Genomic DNA, 19,987 nt, shown 5'->3' on the forward strand with positions numbered 1-19,987 from the left:
CGTAACCCCTATTTCAAAACAGCCTCCACGTCCCGCGCGATATACGTCCCAATCTGCTCTCCCTGGCAAATTCTTGCCATCGCACCAGGCTGATCGAAATTGAACACATGCAAAGGCAAACCGTGATCGCGTGCCAAAATCATGGCTGACTGATCCATAACCTTCAAGTCCTTGCGAATAACCTCGTCACAGGAGAGGGCCTGGTACTGCTTCGCTTCTGCATCCTTTCGCGGATCTGCCGTAAAAACACCGTCCACGCCATGCTTGGCGACTAAGATAGCATCTGCTTCGACCTCCAGCGCTCGTTGGACAGCTGGATAATCTGTGGTCACGTACGGCTGACCATTGCCCCCCGCAAAGATCACCACGTAGCCCTTTTCCAGATGGTGTACTGCGCGCAGACGAATGTACGGCTCGGCTACGGCATTGATCGGAACGGCCGTCATGACACGGACTTCCCGGTTCACTCTCGCCTTGAGCACACCGCGGAGCATCAAACTATTGATGACTGTCGCGAGCGTACCGATGTTATCTGCTTCAACGCGCTCGATTCCCCACTGATCCGCCATATTCCCACGGAAAATGTTGCCCCCTCCGATGACAATGGCGACCTCTACTCCCATGTCCAGAAGAGCCAAAATCTCCCCTGCAATGTTCTCCAGCTGCTCAGGATCAAAGCCAAAGCCGTTGTCGCCCGCTACAGCCCCTCCGCTCAATTTCACCAAGACTCGCTTGTAACGCATGCTGCTCCCCCTCCTGTGATGGTCTATTCTTGCTATACGAAAAAAAGAACGAAAGCAAATGTCGCTCTCGTTCTTTCAGCAAAAGGTATCGGGCTGGCTAATCCATGTGATCATTGTCATAACCTGCCCCTCCCTTTTTTAAGAATCCCCAAACTCTTCATCATTTTAAGCAAAGAAATTCGGAAAGTCAAAAACATCCCGATCCCCAGCCAAAATTTTCTGCAACAGCTCATCTGCTGTCTCGCAAGCAAAGCGATGCTCCGACTTGCTGATAATTCCTTTTTCCATCGCCTCATCCAGTTCGTCCTGATCGAGCAAGTGCACGCTGCCATCCGGTAACACTACAATATCCAAATAAAGATCGTCGTACCACAAATGACCATTCTGATCCTTGCCATGTGCCTTGCAAATATCTATGTACCACTGCACCACGTTTCCCAATTCGTCCAGCATCTTGGTCACAGCATACGCCTTTCCATGAGGAAAATACTGCAGGTACACATAGCCTCTATCCCCGACACATAGACGTTTTGCTCCGACCCACATATAGGCAGGATCAGTGACCTCCTCCAGTGTCAAGCGAACGGCATAGCCGGTAAAGGATAGCGCTTCTACCCATTTCTCCTGGTAACCTAGACGTCTGACTCGTCTCCAGCCTGGACGATCTGCTCGTTTTCGCTTCATGGCCCGTTCTCCTCATCATTTTCCTTCTCTTCACTCTACCACGAAATGGATCTTTTTGGCAGATACGAAGAAGGCATGCTCCTGTAGACACATGCCTTCCTTACATCTTCATCGATTTTTGGTGGCTTCCTTATGCAAATGACTGTGTCTGCGTCCGTAAAGAAAATAAACGAAAAAGCCAACAACAAGCCAGCCGATAAATCCGAGCTTCGTTATCAGCGGCAAGCTATAAACCAAATACCCGCAAAATATCACGGCCAAAATCGGAACCACGGGGACGAGCGGGACACGGAAAGAGCGCCGCAAATCCGGATTGGTACTGCGCAGGACAACCACCCCGATGGACACGAGAATAAAGGCGAATAGCGTCCCGATATTCGTCAGCTCTGCCAGCTTATTTAGCGGGAGCAGGCCGCTGAAAATCGCGACCAGTATGCCGACAATCAAGGTGCTTTTGCGGGGAACCTGTGTCTGTTCATGCACTTGTGAGAACACCTCTGGCAAGAGGCCATCCCGGCTCATCGCAAAGAACAGCCGTGCTTGTCCGTACATCATCACGAGCAGCACCGTAGTGATCCCGACGATTGCTCCCAGCGAAATAAAGCCTGCCACCCAATCCTGCTGAACGTAAGACAGGGCAAATGCCACCGGATTTTTGACGTTCAGCATCTCGTAGGGGACGATTCCTGTCAGCGTCAGGGAAACCGCGATGTAGAGAACCGTGCAAATCAATAGCGATGCAATAATCCCGATCGGCATATCTCGCTGGGGATTGCGGACTTCTTCTGCCGCAGTCGATACAGCATCAAAACCAATAAAGGCAAAAAACACGGTAGCCGCTCCTGTTGCTACCCCGGAAAAGCCAAACGGCATAAACGGACTCCAGTTCTCAGGTTTGACATAGCCAATCCCGACAGCCAGAAACAGCAGGATGACGACCACCTTGATGATGACCATGAGGGAGTTAAATCGGGCGGATTCCCGCGTTCCTTTCATCAGCAGCATGGCTATGACAAAAATGATGACCACCGCCGGCAAGTCGATGACGGTTCCTTTGGAGGCATCAAACGCGCTGGTAATCGAGGTCGGCAAATGAATGCCAAAACCAGTCAAAAGCCCTTGTGCATACCCGGACCATCCGCTGGCTACCGCCGCTGCCGCCACGCCATACTCCAAAATCAGGTCCCAGCCAATCATCCAGGCTACCAGCTCTCCAAAAGCCGTGTAGCTATATGTGTACGCACTGCCGGATACAGGTACAGTAGAGGCGAACTCTGCATAGCACAAGGCCGCAAAGACACAAGCGAGGGCAGAGAGGACAAAAGAGAGCACCAGAGCAGGTCCTGCATGCTCGGCCGCAGCCACACCGGTCAAAACAAAAATGCCCGTCCCGACAATCGCTCCAATCCCCAGCATCGTCAAATCAAAGGCGCTGAGCGATTTTTTCAAGGCGCCTTCTTTGCTCACTGACTGTTCCAGCAGCGTCTCGGCCTTTTTTTTCCTCAATAATTGCTGACTCAAAGACATCGTAGAGTACCCCCAATAATGGCCGCGCTTGCCTATTTTTCCAAGAAGAAAAACAGTTGAAGTGTGAGCCGAATCAGGGGAATTTATGCATCCTTACACGCGAATCGCAAAACCACCGGCGAGCAGGTACAAATAGCTGTCGATTTCCTGCTCTGTCCTTGTGATTTGTCGAATCGCTCTGACATAGAGCTTGAGCTGGCCCTCGTACCTTTTCGTGAGCTCCTCGATAACGGCAGGGGACGGTTCTTTGGCGATCCAGTCTGTCTTGAAGTCGATGAGGATCAATCGACCATCATGGTCCTCCAGCAGGCAGTCGATAACGCCTTGGACAATCACCTGCTCCTGCGTGTGCTCTCCCAGCTCGGGCTCCACTTCATTGGCCGGGATCGTCATCGTGAACGGCAACTCGCGATAGACTACTTTGGCCTGCTTCATCATCTGTCCCAGCGGATCGGCAAAGAAGCGTGCAATCTGGCCCACATCCACCGCTCCCAGCTGTTCCTCGGTCAAGAAACGCCTTGCAGCCAGTTCAGCCAGCTGTTCCCTGACATCTGCCTCATCGAGTGGACGTCTCAGATCAAGATGCTGCATGAGCAAGTGCGTGATCGTTCCTTTTTCAGCGCCACTTAATCGATGCGACTTTTGCTCCGACAAAAACTTCGGCTTTTCCGTGATCGATGGCAAGACGATCGGAGTACCGCTCTTTCCTGTTCGTGCGTGTCGCTTCAGCTCACTGACACTCCATTTCGCTGCTACACGCGGAGCTACCGGATGAGGATCGCTCCAGCTCAGTCTGCGCTCGATCAGCTCTCGCTTCGTGGCGTCAACCGGACGATCATGAATCTCCTCTCGCCGGCTCATACGCTCCCACAGAGCAGCCTCGTCTTCTGCTGTCTGTGCTTGCTCTCTTAAGTCATCAGCCAAATAAAAGTGAAAGGACCACTCCGATTCGTCCGGGATCGATCGTACCTGAATCTTCTCTCCCGTTCCCCGATCTTGTGGATACGAACGAAGCGAGTCAGCTGCCGGATGGCGCAAAAGGGCTCTGCCGACCCAATCGAGGTAGCCTTTTGCCTGTATCAGATCCTCGTCGCTAAGCCGCTCTTCGTCCCCTTGTCTTCCCCATTCCGTTATACTTTTCACCAGATCCTTGGAAGAGCCTAGCAAGATCAGCTTTTCACGGGCACGGGTCAACGCCACGTAAAGGACGCGCATTTCTTCTGCGAGCATGTCACGTCGAAGCTGCTGGCGAATCCCTAGCGCTGCAAGGCTCGGATAACGCAGCTGCAGCTGTGGCTCGAAAGCCATCGGTCCAAAGCCCAGATCCTTGTGCAGCAAAAATTGGCTTTTGAGATCCATCGTATTGAACTGCTTGCCCATCCCTGCAACGAATACGACAGGGAACTCCAGCCCTTTACTTTTATGGATCGTCATGATGCGCACGACGTCTTCGTTTTCCCCGATCGTCCGCGCTTCTCCCAGATCATTGCCCGCTTCCTGCATCCGATCGACAAAGCGCAGGAAACGGAACAATCCTCTGTAGGAGCCTGCTTCGTACTGACGGGCACGATCGTACAAGGCACGCAGGTTGGCTACGCGCTGCTGTCCATTTTCCAGGGCAGCCACGTAATCCAGATAGCCTGTCTCCCGATACAGGACAGACAGAAGCTCTGATAGTGCACCGCGCCGAGCCTGCGTACGCCAATGCTTCAGTCGCGTAAAGAAGTAGCGCAGCCTTTTTTCCCAGCCCTCATCTGCCGCTTGTTCATCTGCGTACTGGACGACAGCTTGATGGAAGGGACCCGTCGTATAACGAATCCGAATCTGCGCGAGATTTTCCTCTTTTAAGCCAACAATGGGAGATCGAAGGACCGCCGCCAACGGAATATCCTGAAGGGGATTGTCGATCACTCGCAGCAAGGAGAGCATCGTCTCGACCTCTGTTGCAGCAAAATAACCCGCGGTCTGTTCGGCGTAGACGGGAATTCCCGCCTCACGCAGTTCCTCCTGCATCGTTTCCCCCCAGCCGGAGGTGGCACGCAGGAGAATCACAATATCCCGGTACGCAAGCGGCCGAAGCCCCCCTGCCTTCTTATCAAAAACGAGCAGCGGCGCCTCACCCTCTCCAGGCTCCATCCAACTCCGTATCCGTTTTGCGATCAGGCGTGCTTCCAGCTGGGCTACACTCGCCTCTTCTGCATTTTCTATGGCGTTATCCGGGATGCTGGCTCCTTCAGACTCCTCGCTTCCCTCTGATATAGATGCAGCCTCTGGTTCTGTCTGATCGCTTTTCCTGTCGATGAGAAGAACTTCTGCCTGCAGCCGCCCTTCCTCCACATCTGGATAGCTCGCCCGATTGATCAGCTCTGCAGACGTATCGTAATCAATCTCCCCGACTCCCGGCGACATGATCTGGCGGAACAGGAAATTGACGGTATCCACCACTTCTCGTCTGCTTCGGAAGTTGGCAGCCAGGTCGATTCGCAAACCTATCAGCTCTTCATCACCAGCCAGCTCGGAAGATTCGCCGTCCTTTTGATAGGTCAGATATTTTCCCAAGAAAAGCTTTGGCTCTGCCAGCCGGAATCGGTAAATACTCTGCTTCACGTCTCCTACCATAAAACGGTTGGCAGTACCATTGGTCTCCACATCGCGGGATACCATCTGCAGCAAGGTCTCCTGCACCAGGTTAATATCCTGATATTCGTCAACGAGGACCTCGGCAAATTGCTCGCGCAGCTGCAAGGAGACCTGCGACGGTGCGATAGTGCCGTCCTCCTGCTTCTCCGTGAGCACGCGCAAGGCCAGATGCTCGAGATCGCCAAAGTCCACAATAGACCGTGAACGCTTCTCCAGCTGGAATGCATCAGCAAATGCCGTCACCAGGCGGGCAAGCGTATTCATATGGGGTGCGATGACATGCAAATCCGCTATATACTGATCGGCTGTCATGGAGAAGTACTGCTCCTCCAAATCGCCCAAAGACTTCTTCACACTATTGCGCAGATCTTGCACCTGTTCTTTGACTTCTTTGCTCGTATCAGCGGCCTTCACTGGCGGCAATTTGGCAAAGGTGACGAGGCTGACTGCCTGCCGCGCTGCTTCCCAGCCAGCTCGGCACGCTTCGTGCGCGCGCTTGAGCGCCTCTGCTTCTGCCTCCAGTAACGGCAAGTAAGCGACAGGACCTTCTGGCGAGGATGCGAGCGCAGCCGCACGCTGCAGCTTGCCGGCTAGCCCTGCAAGCTCGAGCTCCAGCGAACGCAAGACACTCCGCGCCCACATCAGCCCGTCAATTCCCTTCCGTCCTGCCTCCGCGAACATGTCAGCCGCAGACTGCAGCCACTGCGCTGGCTCTGGATGACTGCGCGAAAACTCGTACAGACGCAGAAGAAGGTTTGCTAGAATCTGATCATCCTGCCCATCCAGCATGACATCTGCCAGTGCGTGGAAGTCGGCGTCGTCCTCATACCAGCTCTCCAGCTGCTCTTCGAGGACATCCTGCCGCAGAAGCTCCCCTTCCATCTGATCCGCAATGCGAAAATCCGGATCGAGATCGATCAAATAGTAATACTGCCGCAAAATCCCCAAACAAAAAGAATGCAAGGTGGTGATCGTCGCACGTTGAAGCAAAGCCAGCTGACGACGCAAATGAGCGGAATGAGGATCTTCCTTCAGTGCCTTGCGCAAGGCGTCGCCGATCCGATGACGCATCTCAGCGGCAGCTGCGTTCGTAAACGTCACGACAAGCAGCTGGTCGACGCCAATCGGCTCTGTCTCATCCATGATGCGGCGGATGATCCGTTCCACTAGTACGGAAGTTTTACCGGAGCCTGCAGCCGCGGCGACCAGCACGTTGTTCCCACGTTTGATGATCGCCTGCCACTGCTCATCTGTCCATTGCTCCGGCTTTGCCTGTGCCGGCTGTTGTGTCGTCATAGGCTCATCCCGTCCTCTCCTGACAGCTGTTGTTGTTCAAGCATGCTCCACACCTGCTTGTTGTTCCATTTCGTCAATTGACGATGAGAGTTGCCGCCCGTTTCTCCATCGAACTGACAGACTGGTTTGTATGCACAATAGTCACAAGCTGTCATCGTCCCGTTGGAGTATGGGTCGATGTGAATCGCCCCATTGGTCATTCGTGTACTGATTTCCTTCACAGTGTCACGCACATAGGTCGTCAGCGACTGAAATTGTTCTGCTGTCGCAACGGAAGAGCGGGAAGAGAGCGTCCCATCCTTTTTTATCTCAAAAGGCAAAAGCTCTGATGGCCCTTGCTCTACATGAGCGTCCATCATTCGTGCCAGCTCGGGATCAGCCAGCATCAAGCCCTTCATGCGGAGGCGCTTGGCTCGCTCCCGTGCCGCTTCATCGGAAGACAGGAGCCGTTTCGCTGTCACGAACGGATCTGCTACCTGATAGTAGAAGACCCCTCCCATTTCTGCCTGTTTTCCCAGCCATTCCTCTGCATTCGCTACCACGACATCGAGGTAGACCAACAGCTGCAGGTTGAGGCCGTTCCAAACATCCGAGAGCTGAAGCTGCTTGGGGCTGGATTTGTAGTCGATGACCCGCAAATACGGCACGTCCCCATCCAACGATTGATCTACCCGGTCTATTCGTCCAATCAATTGCAGGTCCACGCCGTTATCCAGCTTGAGTCTCAGACCAGGCAGGTCCCCATTCGGTCCGAAAGCAACCTCCAGCCCAACGGGAGCAAATCGGCTGCGCTTGGCATGCTCGCCAAGGACGTAGATCGCCCTGCCTACCGCTCGCTTTAATTTTCCTGACAGGTAGCGATAGCGCGCCGTCCGCGTCAAAATACTGCTGCGTGTAGCGGGAACCAGCTCTTCGACGACGTCGCTCGCCAGCTGCATGCTGTTTGATTCCGTCAGCTTGCCCCATTCCAGACTGTCTTCGTTCATCTTCTCCACCGCCCGTTTCATCGAGGCGTGGAAAAGCTCCCCTACATCGAAGCGCTCCAGCTTGTACAGCATACGCTCGGACAGCCGCAAGCCGTGCGAGGAAAAATGCGAGAAAGGACAGGCTTGGAAACGCTCCAGACGTGACACGCTCATTTTCAGTTCTGTACCGTACAAGCCAAAGCTTGTCTCCTGTTTCAGCTCGGCAGGCAGGTTCGAGTAACGCAAACCGGACAGGAGCCATTTTTCTCTCGCCTCATCGCGGGAAGAGTGCAGAAACCAATCGTAGACCTCCCACCAGAATACCGGCAGCTCTCCAGTCTTTTTCATGACGCGCAAAAGCGTCAATAGATGGTGAAACACACGTCGCGGGCTTCCTAGCAAAAAGGCATCTGTCTTTGCTTCTCCTGTCGGCTCGTTATGGAAAAATTGGTGCGAGACCGCTGGCAGCACTTCCTTTACCCGTGAAAAGACCGAGGAAGGCAGGAGAGCCGCTCCTTCATGATCTGCCAAAGCACAGCTGAGCATCAGACGCTCAGAAGGCCGCGTCATCGCCTGATAGAGCAAATAAGGCTCTGCCATCAAGCGCTGCTTGGCACTGGGAGCCAGCTCGATCCCCATCTCGGCCAGCCTTTCCCGCTCGGCTTCATCGAGAATGCCTTCTTCTTTTGGTCGCAGCGGTATGACACCCTCATTGACCCCGAGTACAAACAACGCTTTGACGTCCGGCTGTCTCGAGCGCTCCATCGAACCTATCAGCACCTGGTCCAGTGCAGGTGGAACCAAGCCAAGCTCTATTGTCTCCAGCCCCGTGTCCAGCACGCGTGCGTACGTCGTGACGTCCATGACTTCCTCGCCCATAACCTCCACGATCTGATCCATTAGCTCAATGAGGCCAGTCCACAGCTGACCATGCACCTGTGCCGTATCCAGATCTCCTGATTCTTCCGCATTTCTCTGCCAGCGCTCCAGCTTGCCAGGGACATCGAGCGAAACTAGCAGATTGTACAAGGCCGTCGTCATAGCCCGTACGTTGATCCCCATCGCCTGCTTCATTTCTTTTTCAAAAGCAAGCAGCGGTGCACTGTACTTGCGTCGCAAAGCATCTGCTGCTGCGTCCTCCTGAGCCCCTGCTGCCCCGCGGAAGTGCCAGTCGGAATCGTCCGCCCACTGCGAGCCGTAGACCCCGTGTGCCAGCACGTAGTTTTCCAATTGATCGACTTCTTTTCGTGTCGCGTTGTCATCCAGAATATCCAGCGCAAACAAATCAGTCTTCAGACAGCGGAAGACTGCATCGTAACGCCATTTGGTCACGATGACCTCGAGTGCGGAACGAACAAGCTCCACCAAAGGATGATGCAGCACCCCTCTCTTTTGGTCCAGAAAGTGCGGAATGCCGTAATCGGTAAAGATCGTGCTGATCTCATCCGCATACGTCCCGATCTCCCGCAAAAGAATGGCCATGTCCTTCCAGCGGTACCCATCCTCCCGGGCAAGCTTCAAGATGTGCAGCGCAACAGCCTCCACCTCAGAACGCCTGTTGGCGGCAGACAGGAGCGCCACCTCGTTATCACGCTTGGGCTCAGGAGCAGCTCCAGGATCTCCCCATTGAAAATAAACCTGCTCGATATGCTGCAGCCAAGGGCTATTTTTAAAGCGAATCAAATCGTTCTGCAGCAGCGGCTGCTCAATCCGGACTCCTGCTTCCCGCGCGATCAGCTCAAGCGCTTGGTAGGTTCGCAAGGTCGGATGAAACAATCCCAGCTCATCCACGGAGGAATGGCGTTCTGAAGGCTCCAGGGTGAGAGCGATCGTTACCTTTTTCGCATGGCGCATCAGCTGTTCGATCACGCGCAGCTCCTGGTTCGTGAAGCCCGTAAATCCGTCGATGTATATCTCCGCGCTCTTGATGTAGGCAGAGTCGGGAATCATGGTGGCTACACGATTCAGGATATCGTCGGCATCGCAATACCCCTCTGCCAAATAGTCCTCGTATGCTGTCATGATCAGCCGAAGATCATGGAGCTTTTGATTTAAATTTGCACTGCCCCACTCCAAATTCTCCGAGTGGGCAAGTGTCACGCCATACGATTTAAACTCGCTGATCAGACGGCCGAGCTGCGAGGCAAAGCCTGGCTGCAAAGCAGACCGGGCGAACATTTGCAGCTCATCCTTGTACCGCTCCAGCAGCATGCGCAATACCATGTGCTTGCCGAGATCGTCTACAGGAACCAGCGTCAAATCACCCAGCTCCTGCAGCAAGCGATGCCCCAGCCTGCCAAAGCTGAGTACCTGTGTACCCATAACCCCATTTAAGCCGGGCAATGTCGCCAAAGCGTATTCTTCTTGAAAGCTGGCTTGCTCAGGAACGAGCAAAATCATCGGCGTTCCCAGCGGATTAGCTGAGAGATGCTCGCGGATCTGCTGGTGAATCGCTGTTGTTTTCCCGGTCCCTGCCCGCCCCAGCACAAATTGAACGGCCATTTCACTCTCTCCTCGCTATTCCATTTCCAGATGAATCTTGCTTCCCGCTCCCATCGGTTCCGCTGGAGTGACGACCAGCCTACGCGGCATCCGGACGCGAATTTCCGGGACGTGACTGATTACCCCTATCGTAAAGTCGTCCATGCGCAGACGCTCCAATGCATCCATCACTACTTCCAGCAGTTCAGGGTCGAGAGTACCGAAGCCCTCGTCCAGAAAGAAGAACTCCAGACGTCCACCCCGCATTTGAATTTCCATCGAGAGAGCCAGCGCCAGTGATAGGGAGGTCAGGAATGTTTCTCCGCCTGACAACGTGCTTACAGGGCGGCGCATTCCTCCTGCTGCTTCATCTCGCAGCACAAACTCGCCTTCATCCCCGATTTCCAGCGCGTAGCGATTGGCGGTCATCCGCTTCAGGTGATAAGAAGCATCCCGAGCGATCGAAGCCAGCTTCTCCTCAGCGATAAACTGGACAAACGCTTTTGCTTCAAACAGCTTTTTCAGCTCTTCCAGACGGCTCTGCTCATCCTGCTGCTCTCCCAGCTGTACCTGCAGCAGCAACCATTTTTCGTGATTGCTCTCCATTCGGTCTACCTGTTCCCTCGCTACGGCAACCTGCTTCTGAACCTCGAGGAAGGTCTGCTCCCATGCCTCCCACTCCTGTTTGGCGAGCAAAAACTCCTCACTGGATACCGAGCGGCCAGCCAAAGACTGTACGAGCCGCTCCTCGTCATAGCGCTGCTGATCACGTGCCCGCTCAAAGGCTTCCACTGCGGAAGCAGCCTCCTGCAGCTGATCGCGCTGCGCATACAGCTTTCGCACCTGCTCGGCGGATTCCATGCTGTTTTCCCGGAGAGCCTGCTGCATCGCCTCGTATGCTTCAGATCTTTGTCGAGTCAGGACTGCATATGCCTCTGTATGCTTCAACAAATTGTTTTGGACATTTTCTCGAACGGCAGCAGTCTCTTTCCGTTTCTCTTCTGCCGTGGCAACTGCCTGACGCAGCTTTGTGAGCGTCTCTTCGACCATTTGCAGACGCTCGCGTGCAGGCTGTCCTCCAGTTCGCTCCAGCCACTGCACATGCTTTTGCTCCCACAGCTTTTTGCGGTCGGCAAGCTTTTCTGCCGCTGCCGCCTCCCGCGCCTTGCATTCACTGCGGCGCGCTTTCGCCGAATCGCACTGTGCTGCAAGCGTCACTCGCAGCTGCTCTTTTTCGGCGCGAACACTCTGCAGGCTTGCCATTTTCCGGTCACGTCTGCCGATTTCCTCGAAGTGGCGCTCGATTTCCTCGATCAGCAGGTCTTTGCGTTTGGCATCCAGCTCTTCCGCCGCATACCTTACCTTTTCTTCCGCGACCTGCAGACGGCTTTTTCCGTCTGCGATCGATTTTTCCAGTTGCTCTACAATCACCGCGCTTCTTGCAAGCAGGCCTTTTTGTCCTGCCTCTTCCTCACGCAGTACCTCGATCTCTAGGGCAAGCTTTTCCCGCTCTTCTTTCAATCGTTCCCGCTCAGCCTGCTTTGCCAGAAGCTCTTTTTCCTCGTACTGGTACACACGCAGCAAATCTTCAAAAGAGTCCACCGCAGCCCAGGCTTCCCCGTTTTCACGGCACTCTTTTTGCAGTGCTTCCTCGCGTGCAGCCAACGTATCCCACTCGCTTTTCAAAGTGGTAAGCCGCTCTTCAAACGCTTTCTGCTCTACATGGGCTGTAAGCAGTGCTTCCTTGGCCGCCCGAGCCAAGCGTTCTGCTTCGCGCCACGCCTCTTCCGCTGCTTTCACGCGAGCACGCAGCTCATCGCCTTCCGAGCGTGCATCTTCCTGCCCCGTATGGTCTGTTTCCCCGCTCTTGTGGTGTGTGGATCCGCATACCGGACATTCATCGCCGTCCGCCAGACGCTCGCGCAAATAACGAGCCATGTTCTCCTGCTGCCAGCTCTCCAACGAGTCGCGCAGCCGCTGGAAGCTCTCCTGCTGCCTTAGCACCTGCCCCTCTTTTGCCTCACTCTCGGCTTGCAGGGCGCTCCAACGGGCTTCAGCGAGCTGCTGCTCTGCCTTTATTCGCTCCCATTTATCCTTCCAGTCTGTTTTTTGCTGGACTAGCTCACGCCACTGCCGTCCAACCTGCTTCATTTCGTTCAGGATACTTCTTGCCTGCTCCCATTCGCCATCAGTCATCGTCGGCTGGGAATCCGGCGAATTCCATCGCATCTTGGCCTGCTCGAGCTTTTGTGCACTTGCTTCCCATGCCGTGCGATGGTGCTGTGCTTTTTGCATCGCTTCCTGAAGCTGTCGTTCGGCGGCAGTCGCCTCGTCCAGAAGCTCCTGGCGCTTGGAAGTCTCTCGCTCCCACTGCTGTCTGGCTTCTCTCGCCGCTGTCACCTGATCGCGCCATTCTGGAGTAACTACAGCCTCTTTCATCTGCTCGTCCAGCCGCTTCCACTCCTGCTCCCAATTTTGGAGCGCTTCCTCGTCCCGAGCCAGCTGCTCCTCCGTCTGGTTTAGCGCAGCGATCATCTCGCCTCGTTCCCGCTCCAGACCTGTCCATTCTGCCCGGATCGCCGCGAGCTCTGCCTCCCATTCTTCCGCTTGGGCTAGTCTGCTCTTTTGCAGCGTCAAGTCAGGCTCCTGAGCCAAAAGAGATGCCTGTGCCTTCTGGTACTCCAGCTCAGCTGCTTCCGCCAGTACGCGGACGCTGTCCTGCTCCTCGCGGCTTCGCTCGACTGCTTGTCCTGTCGCGAGCCACTCCTGATCCAATCTTTCCCACTGCTGCACATGCGGCCATACCCGAATACTGGACTCCCACCCGCGAATTTGCGTTTTCTTCGTGTCGATTTCAGGCTGCCTCGCGGTGTACTGCTCCAGCTGCTTGCGTACAGTATCCAGCTCCTGCTGCCATCGGTAAATCTGCTCCAGCGACTTGAGCTTTTCGGCCATCTCCCGCTTTTGCGAATGGAATTCCTGTTCTTTTTCTGCTGCATCCGTCCATGTCTGTCTGGCTGCCTCCAGCGCGTCATATCCTGCGTCGCCCAGAGCTGCGACCTCGAGCTGCAAACGGTGCAGCTGCTCCTTTGCCTGCTCCAGCGCATGACGAACGCGATCGCTCAGTTTTTCACCGTAAATATGCAGGCGGAACATCCTTTGGAGCATCTCGTTGCGCTCGCTGCCTTTCAGCGTCAAAAAGCGGGAAAACTGCCCCTGCGGCAAGACGACCGCACGCGTAAAGTCTTGCAGTGTCAGCCCGATCAGCTCCTCAACCGCTGCTGTAGCCGCTGTCGCTTTGGACTCGAGGACGACATCCGGTTCACCTGTCAGTGCTCTCGATTGGATCAAGCGCACTTCCGGTTGGCGCTTGTTTCCCTTTTTGTCCAGCCCAAATTCCCGCTCTACCGTGTACTGCTTGCGGTCCTCACCCTTTCCCAGCTCAAAGGTAAAGGAGACAAAGACGCGCTGCTCCAGCTGATTGAGAACTTCCTTCGGGTGGTTTCCTCCCCCCAGACGCACGACCTGTCCGTATAAAGCGAGCGTAATCGCGTCCAGAATCGTAGACTTTCCGCTTCCCGTCGGACCGAATATCCCGAACAGTCCGGCCTGGCACAGGATTTCGAAATCTACCTCCTGCAATTCCCGATAACTGTGCATTCCAGAAAGCTTTAATCGTATTGGCCTCACTGCGCTTCCTCCTCTCCACCGGTTTCCGCAAGCAGCCGCTCAAACATCGCCACCAGACGCTCATCTGGCTGTGCTCCCCGTTTTCTTTCATAAAAGCGGCGGAAAAGCTGCTCCGGCGTCAGCTCAGCCAGCTCCACCCTCTCAGTCTCTTCATCCTGGCGGTCTTCCCTCACAACGACCCGCTGAATTTTGAGGAAATCATCGCTTAATTTGCGCAGACGCTGAAATTCTGCCGGGTCAATCACGTCAGATACATGCAGCTCCAGATCGATCCACGCCCCCGCATCTCTGCCCTCCGCGAGCCACTGCTCTACCTGAGAGATTCCTTCAGTCGCTTTCCAGCGTGCCAATGGACGACCGCTGGTCAAATAAATAATTTCCTCCTGCACCTCACTGCCCGGTACTACCTCGACCAAGACGACAGCTTTGCTCTGTCCTGCCTCAGAAAAGCTGTAGGATAAAGGAGACCCGCTGTAACGCACGAGTGGTTTTTCCCGCAGCTTCTGCAGCCTGTGCAAATGTCCCAGCGCCACGTAATCTGCTTTCTCAGGGAAAGCCATCGGCGATACGGTCATCGCTCCCCCAATTTGAATAGGTCGCTCCGAATCCGTCTCCAGTCCGCCCATGACAAATAGATGGCTCGTGACCAGGTTAACCGTATCGTCACGAAAATGGCGGGAAAGCTCCGTAAGTAGCTGCCCGATCCGCTCGGAAAAAGCGAGCTGCATCTGCTCTTGGGAGAAGCTCTCGGACAAAAGCTCCTTCAAGCGGGACTCCGATGGGTATGGCAAAGCCAGCACGACTGCGTGATGCTCGCATCCCGGCACCGCAAGCTCCAGCCAAGACGGACCGCCATCGACGATCCGCACGCGCCCCTCTACGGTCTCCTCAGGTGTCAGCGGCGATTCCTTTGGCAGACCCAGCAGGACAATCCCGTGCTTCGTAGCCAATGGCGCAGCCGCTCTCACTCGCTCAGGCTGATCGTGATTGCCCGCGATGACGACCACTCCCCTAGTGCCTTCCGCAGACAAACGTTCCAGCGCTTCGTAAAACAGCTCTTCCGCCCAGGCAGGAGGGTTTACGGAATCGTACACATCTCCCGCGATCAGCACTAGATCCACGCTTTTGTCATCCGCAATCTGGCACAGCTCGTCCACAAATGCAGCTTGCTCGATCCGGCGGTCCCTGCCTTCCAGCTGACGCCCGAAATGCCAGTCCGCTGTATGTAAAATGCGCATGCCCTTCATCCTCTCGTCACGATCATGTGTTTGCTTTTTTTATTGTAACAAAAGACAGCGAGGTGCGCGGTTGAAATTTACTCCACTTCGAAGTAACTTGGGAAACGAGCCCATGGAAAACCAAGCAGGAACTAGACCCAAAGACCGCGAAACCCATTCAAGCACAACCTGTCGCAAATGCAGAGAACTTCCGCCTTGTGATGGAATTTTTCCGTCATCCACACCCCCAGAGCAATCGCCTTTATCTTTTTGATCCCGGAAAGGAGCTCCTTTTCCCATGATTCAATACACCAATGATCGTGTCACTGTTTTTCAAAGCGCCCTGTTCCAGACAACAACAACCGTCATCTCGTTGGATGAGGGGATAATCGTCATCGACCCAAACTGGCTCCCCGGTGAAATCCAAGAAATACAAAGCTTCGTGCAATCGATTCGCGGTGACAAAGAGCTATACCTGCTGTTTACTCACGGAGACTTCGACCACATCATTGGCTACCGCGCTTTTCCTGATGCCAAAACGATTGGCAGCTACGGTTTGCAGCACCATCCCAAAAAGGATTACAAGCTGCAGCTGATTCACGAATTTGATGCGACCTATTATTTGAAGCGCGACTATCCGATCGAATTTCCCACACTGGACATCGTCATCACGGAGGAATACCAGCAGGTCACGCTCGGTTCCACGACCTTGCACTTCTACCTGGCACCCGGTCATTCTGCAGATGGCCTATTCACCGTTATCGATTCGATCGGTGTCTTCGTAGCTGGCGACTATCTTTCCGATTTTGAGCTGCCGTTTATTTACGACAGTGCCAAAGCTTATAAAAGGACAATAGAGCTCGCCTCGCGGATCATCGGCGAGCATTGCATTTCTCTTCTCATTCCCGGTCACGGGCAAGCGACAGATGACGTGGCGGAGATGAAGCGCCGCGTTCATCTGTCAGCGGATCATTTGGAAAGATTGACGCAGGCTGTCATCGCAAATGACGAAGCCGCGCTTTCCACCCTGGAAAAAGAACACGCCTTCTTCTCTCCTACCACACAGGAGTCTCATCAGGAAAATGTTCGCATCATCCGCCTTGAGTACACAGACAATCGCTGAACGAAAATACAAAGCCGCTTACCTGTTAACGAGGCAAGCGGCTTCTTTCGTGACTTCTATTTTCCCTACTGTTTCTTTCTTGGTATCTTCAAGCGCGGTGATTTCAGCGACTGCAGACACATGTAGCAGATGACGCCGAACAAAATCGTAATGATCATCGAGTGCAGAAGCGTCGCGTACAGATGCAGCTGGAACAAGACAACGAAACCACCGCTGAACACCTGGAGGACGACAAGCACGAAAGCGATAACGCTAGCTCCGTACAAATCACGGCGCGTTTCTTTAAAGTGCTTTACTGCGTAGATCAGGTTGATCAGCATCAGGATCAAGAGCAGCATCGCTCCCAGCCTGTGCGCAAAGTGGATACCCGTCTGTCCCGACAGCTCTGGAATCAGCTTGCCCTGGCACAACGGCCAGTCGCTACATGCCATACTGGAGCCCGTATGCCGTACATAAGCGCCGAGATAGACAACCCCGTACGCGTAAATCGTTACGCCCCAGATCCAATTGCGAAATCCTTTCGGAGCCTCGGCTTGTACCATGCCCTCCATCCGATCCCGCTGCAAGACAAAGCCTGTCAGCAGAAACACGCCGGTAAACGCCAGCAAAGAGAAACCAAAATGGAGTGCAAGAACTGCTGAGGACTGCGGCCAAATCACGGCAGAAGCACCGAGAATGGACTCCAGTACAATAAAAAATATACCGAACAGGGCTAGATTGCGAACCTCTTGATTGCCCCGATAAAAGCGCCAGCACATGACCGAGAAAAGCAGCACGATGATGCCGGCAATACCCGTAATCAGGCGATGCGTATATTCAATGATCGAAGCTAACGTATACTCCGGGACCCATTTGCCGTTGCAAAGTGGCCAGTCATTTCCGCATCCCAGACCGGAATCCGTCTTGGTTACAAGCGACCCGGCTACCATGACGATAAACATGACGAGAGTAGCAAGAACGGCGAGAGGCTTCAGCCATTTTTCCATAGTGAATACACCCTGTTTCCTGTGAGGATGGAGGTCTGTCGTGCGTAAGACCTCTTGCGTTTGTCCTCTCTTACATTAATGAAACATCCCCTGCTAAGCAAGGGATGTTCCGTGAACATTTCGTGAGTGATATGTGTCAATAATAGTGCACCATGGTGCTGATGACGATGGCTGCACAAAAGACAGTCAAATACAGAATGGAGTAGCCGAAAAGCTTGCGTGCCCACGCCAAATCATCCTTGGCACGGAAGCCTTGGAACAGAAGCACCATGTACACGATGCCCATAATTCCCATGACGATCAAATAAACGTAGCCTACGCTTCCGTGAATGAAGAGCAGAAGAGACGCTGGGAACAGGACAGAGCCCCACAGCACCATTTGACGCTTGGTTTCTGCAAAGCCTTTCACTACTGGCAGCATCGGCAAATTCCCTGCGCGATACTCTTCGGTTTTCAGCATAGCCAGCGCCAAGAAATGCGGCGGCTGCCACAAGAACATGATCAGGAACAGCAGCCATGCAGCGGGATCCATACTGTTCGTAACCGCTACCCAACCGATAACGGGCGGAGCTGCACCGGAAATACCGCCAATGACCGTATTCAACGTTGTAACACGTTTGAGCGGTGTATAGATCAGCACGTAAAAAATATGTCCGATCAATCCCCAAACCGCTGCCAACGGGTTCGCGAAGACTGCGAGAACAGCCAGACCCGCGAGCAATAAGCCAATCCCTACCAGTAATGCATTCCGAGGGGAAATGCGCCCGGTAGCAACCGCCCGGGTTTTGGTACGCTTCATTTTCAAATCGAGTTCGCGATCATAAAAGTTGTTTAACGCCGCACCAGACATGATCACCAAAGCGGTGCCAAGCATGGTGAGGATCGCCAGTTTCCAGTCTGGAAAACCGAATGATGCCAACCACAGAGCAGAAAAAGTGGTCATCAGGTTGGACATGGTAATACCAGGCTTTGTCAGTTCTAAGTAGTCGCGCCATGTTGCCTGTTGTACCGATTGCGCCTGCAAGACAGTATCAGCTTCAAGCGAATCTTGCATCGTTACTCGCTGATCCACAGTTTGTACCTCCTGTCTGAATCTATCTGAACATCCGAATTTGCAATAGACAAACTAACTTTCATTGTAGCCAATGCCCGTAAAGCAAGTCAACTTGCCGGGTGTACTTCCATTACCTTCCAAAGATAACGTCAAGCACGCCAGCCGTCTCCCCACCCGGGTAAATCAAGTAAAGCAGTGTGTAGACGGTAGCACCTGTAATGGCTGTAACAAACCAAATAATCGACGTCCACGGACCGATCTTTCTATGCTTTGCAATCTCATTTTTGTACGCGAATCGCAGCGTAATCAATCCCATCACTCCCCCTACCGTTGCCAGGGTAATATGGAAGATCAGGAAGGTTTGATAGATCGGCTTGAGACTATCCGGTCCACCGAAATGCGTGTTCCCTACAAAGGCTGTACGGGATACGTAAGTAATGAAGAAGATCGTCGCACAGATGGCGGCCCACTTCATGATTTTCATATGCTTCTCAATTTGTCGCTTCGCAACCGCGTACCAGCCAAAAGCAACCAGGATGCCGCTAATGACGATAAACGATGTACTTATCGTAGGCAACAAGATGGACATTTCTACACCTCATTCACGTAATTACGTCTCTTTTTCAAACGCTGCCATCTTCTGCAGCAGGCGATTTCATTATAAGGGAGGCAGACTGCTGTTCCATAGGAAGATCGTCCTGCTTCTCCTGTTTATACCAGTTGTAGAAGACGTAGGCAAGCACAGATCCGTAAACAAGCTCTTGGACAAGCTTCATGATGATTCCGCCCAGTCGCTGATCACTGAAGGTCGTCAGGCTTTCAAACAGTTGAGGTGCCTGCATGTACGTAGTATACAGCGGGTTCTCTGCGAAAATAATCAGCGCACAGGCTGGCGTGATCAATACGCCATTGGCGAAGATGTACGTGAGCTTTTTCAATCCCGCCAGTTGCTTTTTACTATCGGAAAGCGGGCTGACAATCGGCCACCACATCGCAAAGGCAGCTAGCAGCAGCACAATATGGTAGACGGACATCCATTCATGGTTCTGGGACGCAGCGTCAAAAATGAATGGAACATGGTAGAAAGAGAACAGTGTATTGAACAACAGGGCAGCCACCAACGGGTGCGTCACGAGGTTAAGTATAGTCCGCATGACCTTCGGCTGAAAAACCCTCGCCAGGAGCCACTCTGGAATGGCCAACAAAACAAGCGGTGGCAATGCAAAATAAAGAATCGATTGCTGTAGCATGTGAAGACTAAACAGGTAATGATGGCCGTAATAACTGATGGGACTCCCTTGTGCCGCATAAAACAGAATCAACGCAAATACAAACAAGATTTTTTGTCTCGTTGATGCCGGTTTGGCATGGGCAAACTTTTGGCGAAACGGACCCGTCAATAAAAAATAGGCAACCGCAAAGAGCAAGGTCAGCAACATGACATCCGGACTCCATAAGTCGGAAAAGGTCGCGCCGCCTGCTCCTGATGGCAAACCATGCAGGTGCTGCTGATTATCCATGAATATCCTCCCTTCATACTAGAAAGGGTCCCTCTATACATTCTCCATTATACCGTTGAAC

At 53.6% G+C, this 19,987-nt stretch carries 12 protein-coding genes; 1 reads left to right on the forward strand and 11 read right to left on the reverse strand.

Features of this window, described 5'->3' with window-relative positions; genetic code table 11:
- Window positions 1-8: 8 nt before the first annotated feature.
- From pyrH to ACLIN2_RS25885, 7 genes are all read right to left on the reverse strand, one after another.
- On the reverse strand, window positions 9-743 hold the full coding sequence (gene pyrH / locus ACLIN2_RS25855) for a UMP kinase (RefSeq protein ID WP_122923694.1): 735 nt from the start codon (window positions 741-743) through the stop codon (window positions 9-11).
- A gap of 165 nt (window positions 744-908) precedes the next feature.
- Complete coding sequence (locus ACLIN2_RS25860; RefSeq protein ID WP_411502543.1) at window positions 909-1,427, reverse strand: DUF402 domain-containing protein; 519 nt, start codon at window positions 1,425-1,427, stop codon at window positions 909-911.
- A 108-nt stretch (window positions 1,428-1,535) separates the two neighbouring features.
- The gene (locus ACLIN2_RS25865; protein ID WP_411502544.1) at window positions 1,536-2,954 is read right to left on the reverse strand and encodes an amino acid permease; all 1,419 of its coding nucleotides are present in this window, start codon (window positions 2,952-2,954) and stop codon (window positions 1,536-1,538) included.
- A 93-nt stretch (window positions 2,955-3,047) separates the two neighbouring features.
- Window positions 3,048-6,890: a helicase-exonuclease AddAB subunit AddA gene (gene addA, locus ACLIN2_RS25870; RefSeq protein ID WP_411502545.1), complete on the reverse strand. Its 3,843-nt coding sequence runs from the start codon at window positions 6,888-6,890 to the stop codon at window positions 3,048-3,050.
- A complete protein-coding gene (gene addB / locus ACLIN2_RS25875) occupies window positions 6,887-10,357 on the reverse strand; it encodes a helicase-exonuclease AddAB subunit AddB (RefSeq protein ID WP_411502546.1) in 3,471 nt (1,156 codons plus the stop codon). Before addB ends, addA begins: the two co-directional genes overlap by 4 nt.
- A 15-nt stretch (window positions 10,358-10,372) precedes the next feature.
- Window positions 10,373-14,026, reverse strand: a complete 3,654-nt coding sequence (locus tag ACLIN2_RS25880; RefSeq protein ID WP_411502547.1) for an AAA family ATPase — start codon at window positions 14,024-14,026, stop codon at window positions 10,373-10,375.
- Window positions 14,023-15,264, reverse strand: a complete 1,242-nt coding sequence (locus ACLIN2_RS25885; protein ID WP_092273619.1) for an exonuclease SbcCD subunit D — start codon at window positions 15,262-15,264, stop codon at window positions 14,023-14,025. The genes ACLIN2_RS25880 and ACLIN2_RS25885 overlap by 4 nt, the downstream gene beginning before the upstream one ends.
- Window positions 15,265-15,541: 277 nt before the next feature.
- Here ACLIN2_RS25885 and ACLIN2_RS25890 point away from each other — a divergent pair, with 277 nt between their 5' ends.
- Window positions 15,542-16,366, forward strand: coding sequence for an MBL fold metallo-hydrolase (locus ACLIN2_RS25890; protein WP_411502548.1), 825 nt, complete (start codon window positions 15,542-15,544; stop codon window positions 16,364-16,366).
- Between the two features lie 65 nt (window positions 16,367-16,431).
- Here the strand turns inward: ACLIN2_RS25890 and ACLIN2_RS25895 are convergent, their stop codons facing one another.
- The 4 genes from ACLIN2_RS25895 to ACLIN2_RS25910 all read right to left on the reverse strand — a co-directional run bounded on the left by ACLIN2_RS25895 (window position 16,432) and on the right by ACLIN2_RS25910 (window position 19,926).
- Window positions 16,432-17,352 carry a COX15/CtaA family protein gene (locus ACLIN2_RS25895; protein WP_092273627.1) on the reverse strand — a complete coding sequence of 307 codons (921 nt, stop codon included), beginning with the start codon at window positions 17,350-17,352 and terminating at the stop codon, window positions 16,432-16,434.
- Window positions 17,353-17,488: 136 nt separating this feature from the next.
- The gene (gene cyoE / locus ACLIN2_RS25900) at window positions 17,489-18,424 is read right to left on the reverse strand and encodes a heme o synthase (RefSeq protein WP_092273630.1); all 936 of its coding nucleotides are present in this window, start codon (window positions 18,422-18,424) and stop codon (window positions 17,489-17,491) included.
- A 112-nt stretch (window positions 18,425-18,536) separates the two neighbouring features.
- On the reverse strand, window positions 18,537-18,995 hold the full coding sequence (locus ACLIN2_RS25905; RefSeq protein ID WP_092273633.1) for a DUF420 domain-containing protein: 459 nt from the start codon (window positions 18,993-18,995) through the stop codon (window positions 18,537-18,539).
- Between the two features lie 34 nt (window positions 18,996-19,029).
- The gene (locus ACLIN2_RS25910; protein WP_328211464.1) at window positions 19,030-19,926 is read right to left on the reverse strand and encodes a cytochrome c oxidase assembly protein; all 897 of its coding nucleotides are present in this window, start codon (window positions 19,924-19,926) and stop codon (window positions 19,030-19,032) included.
- Between the last annotated feature and the right edge of the window lie 61 nt (window positions 19,927-19,987).

The organism is Brevibacillus centrosporus (assembly GCF_046622605.1).
Lineage (GTDB): Bacteria > Bacillota > Bacilli > Brevibacillales > Brevibacillaceae > Brevibacillus > Brevibacillus centrosporus.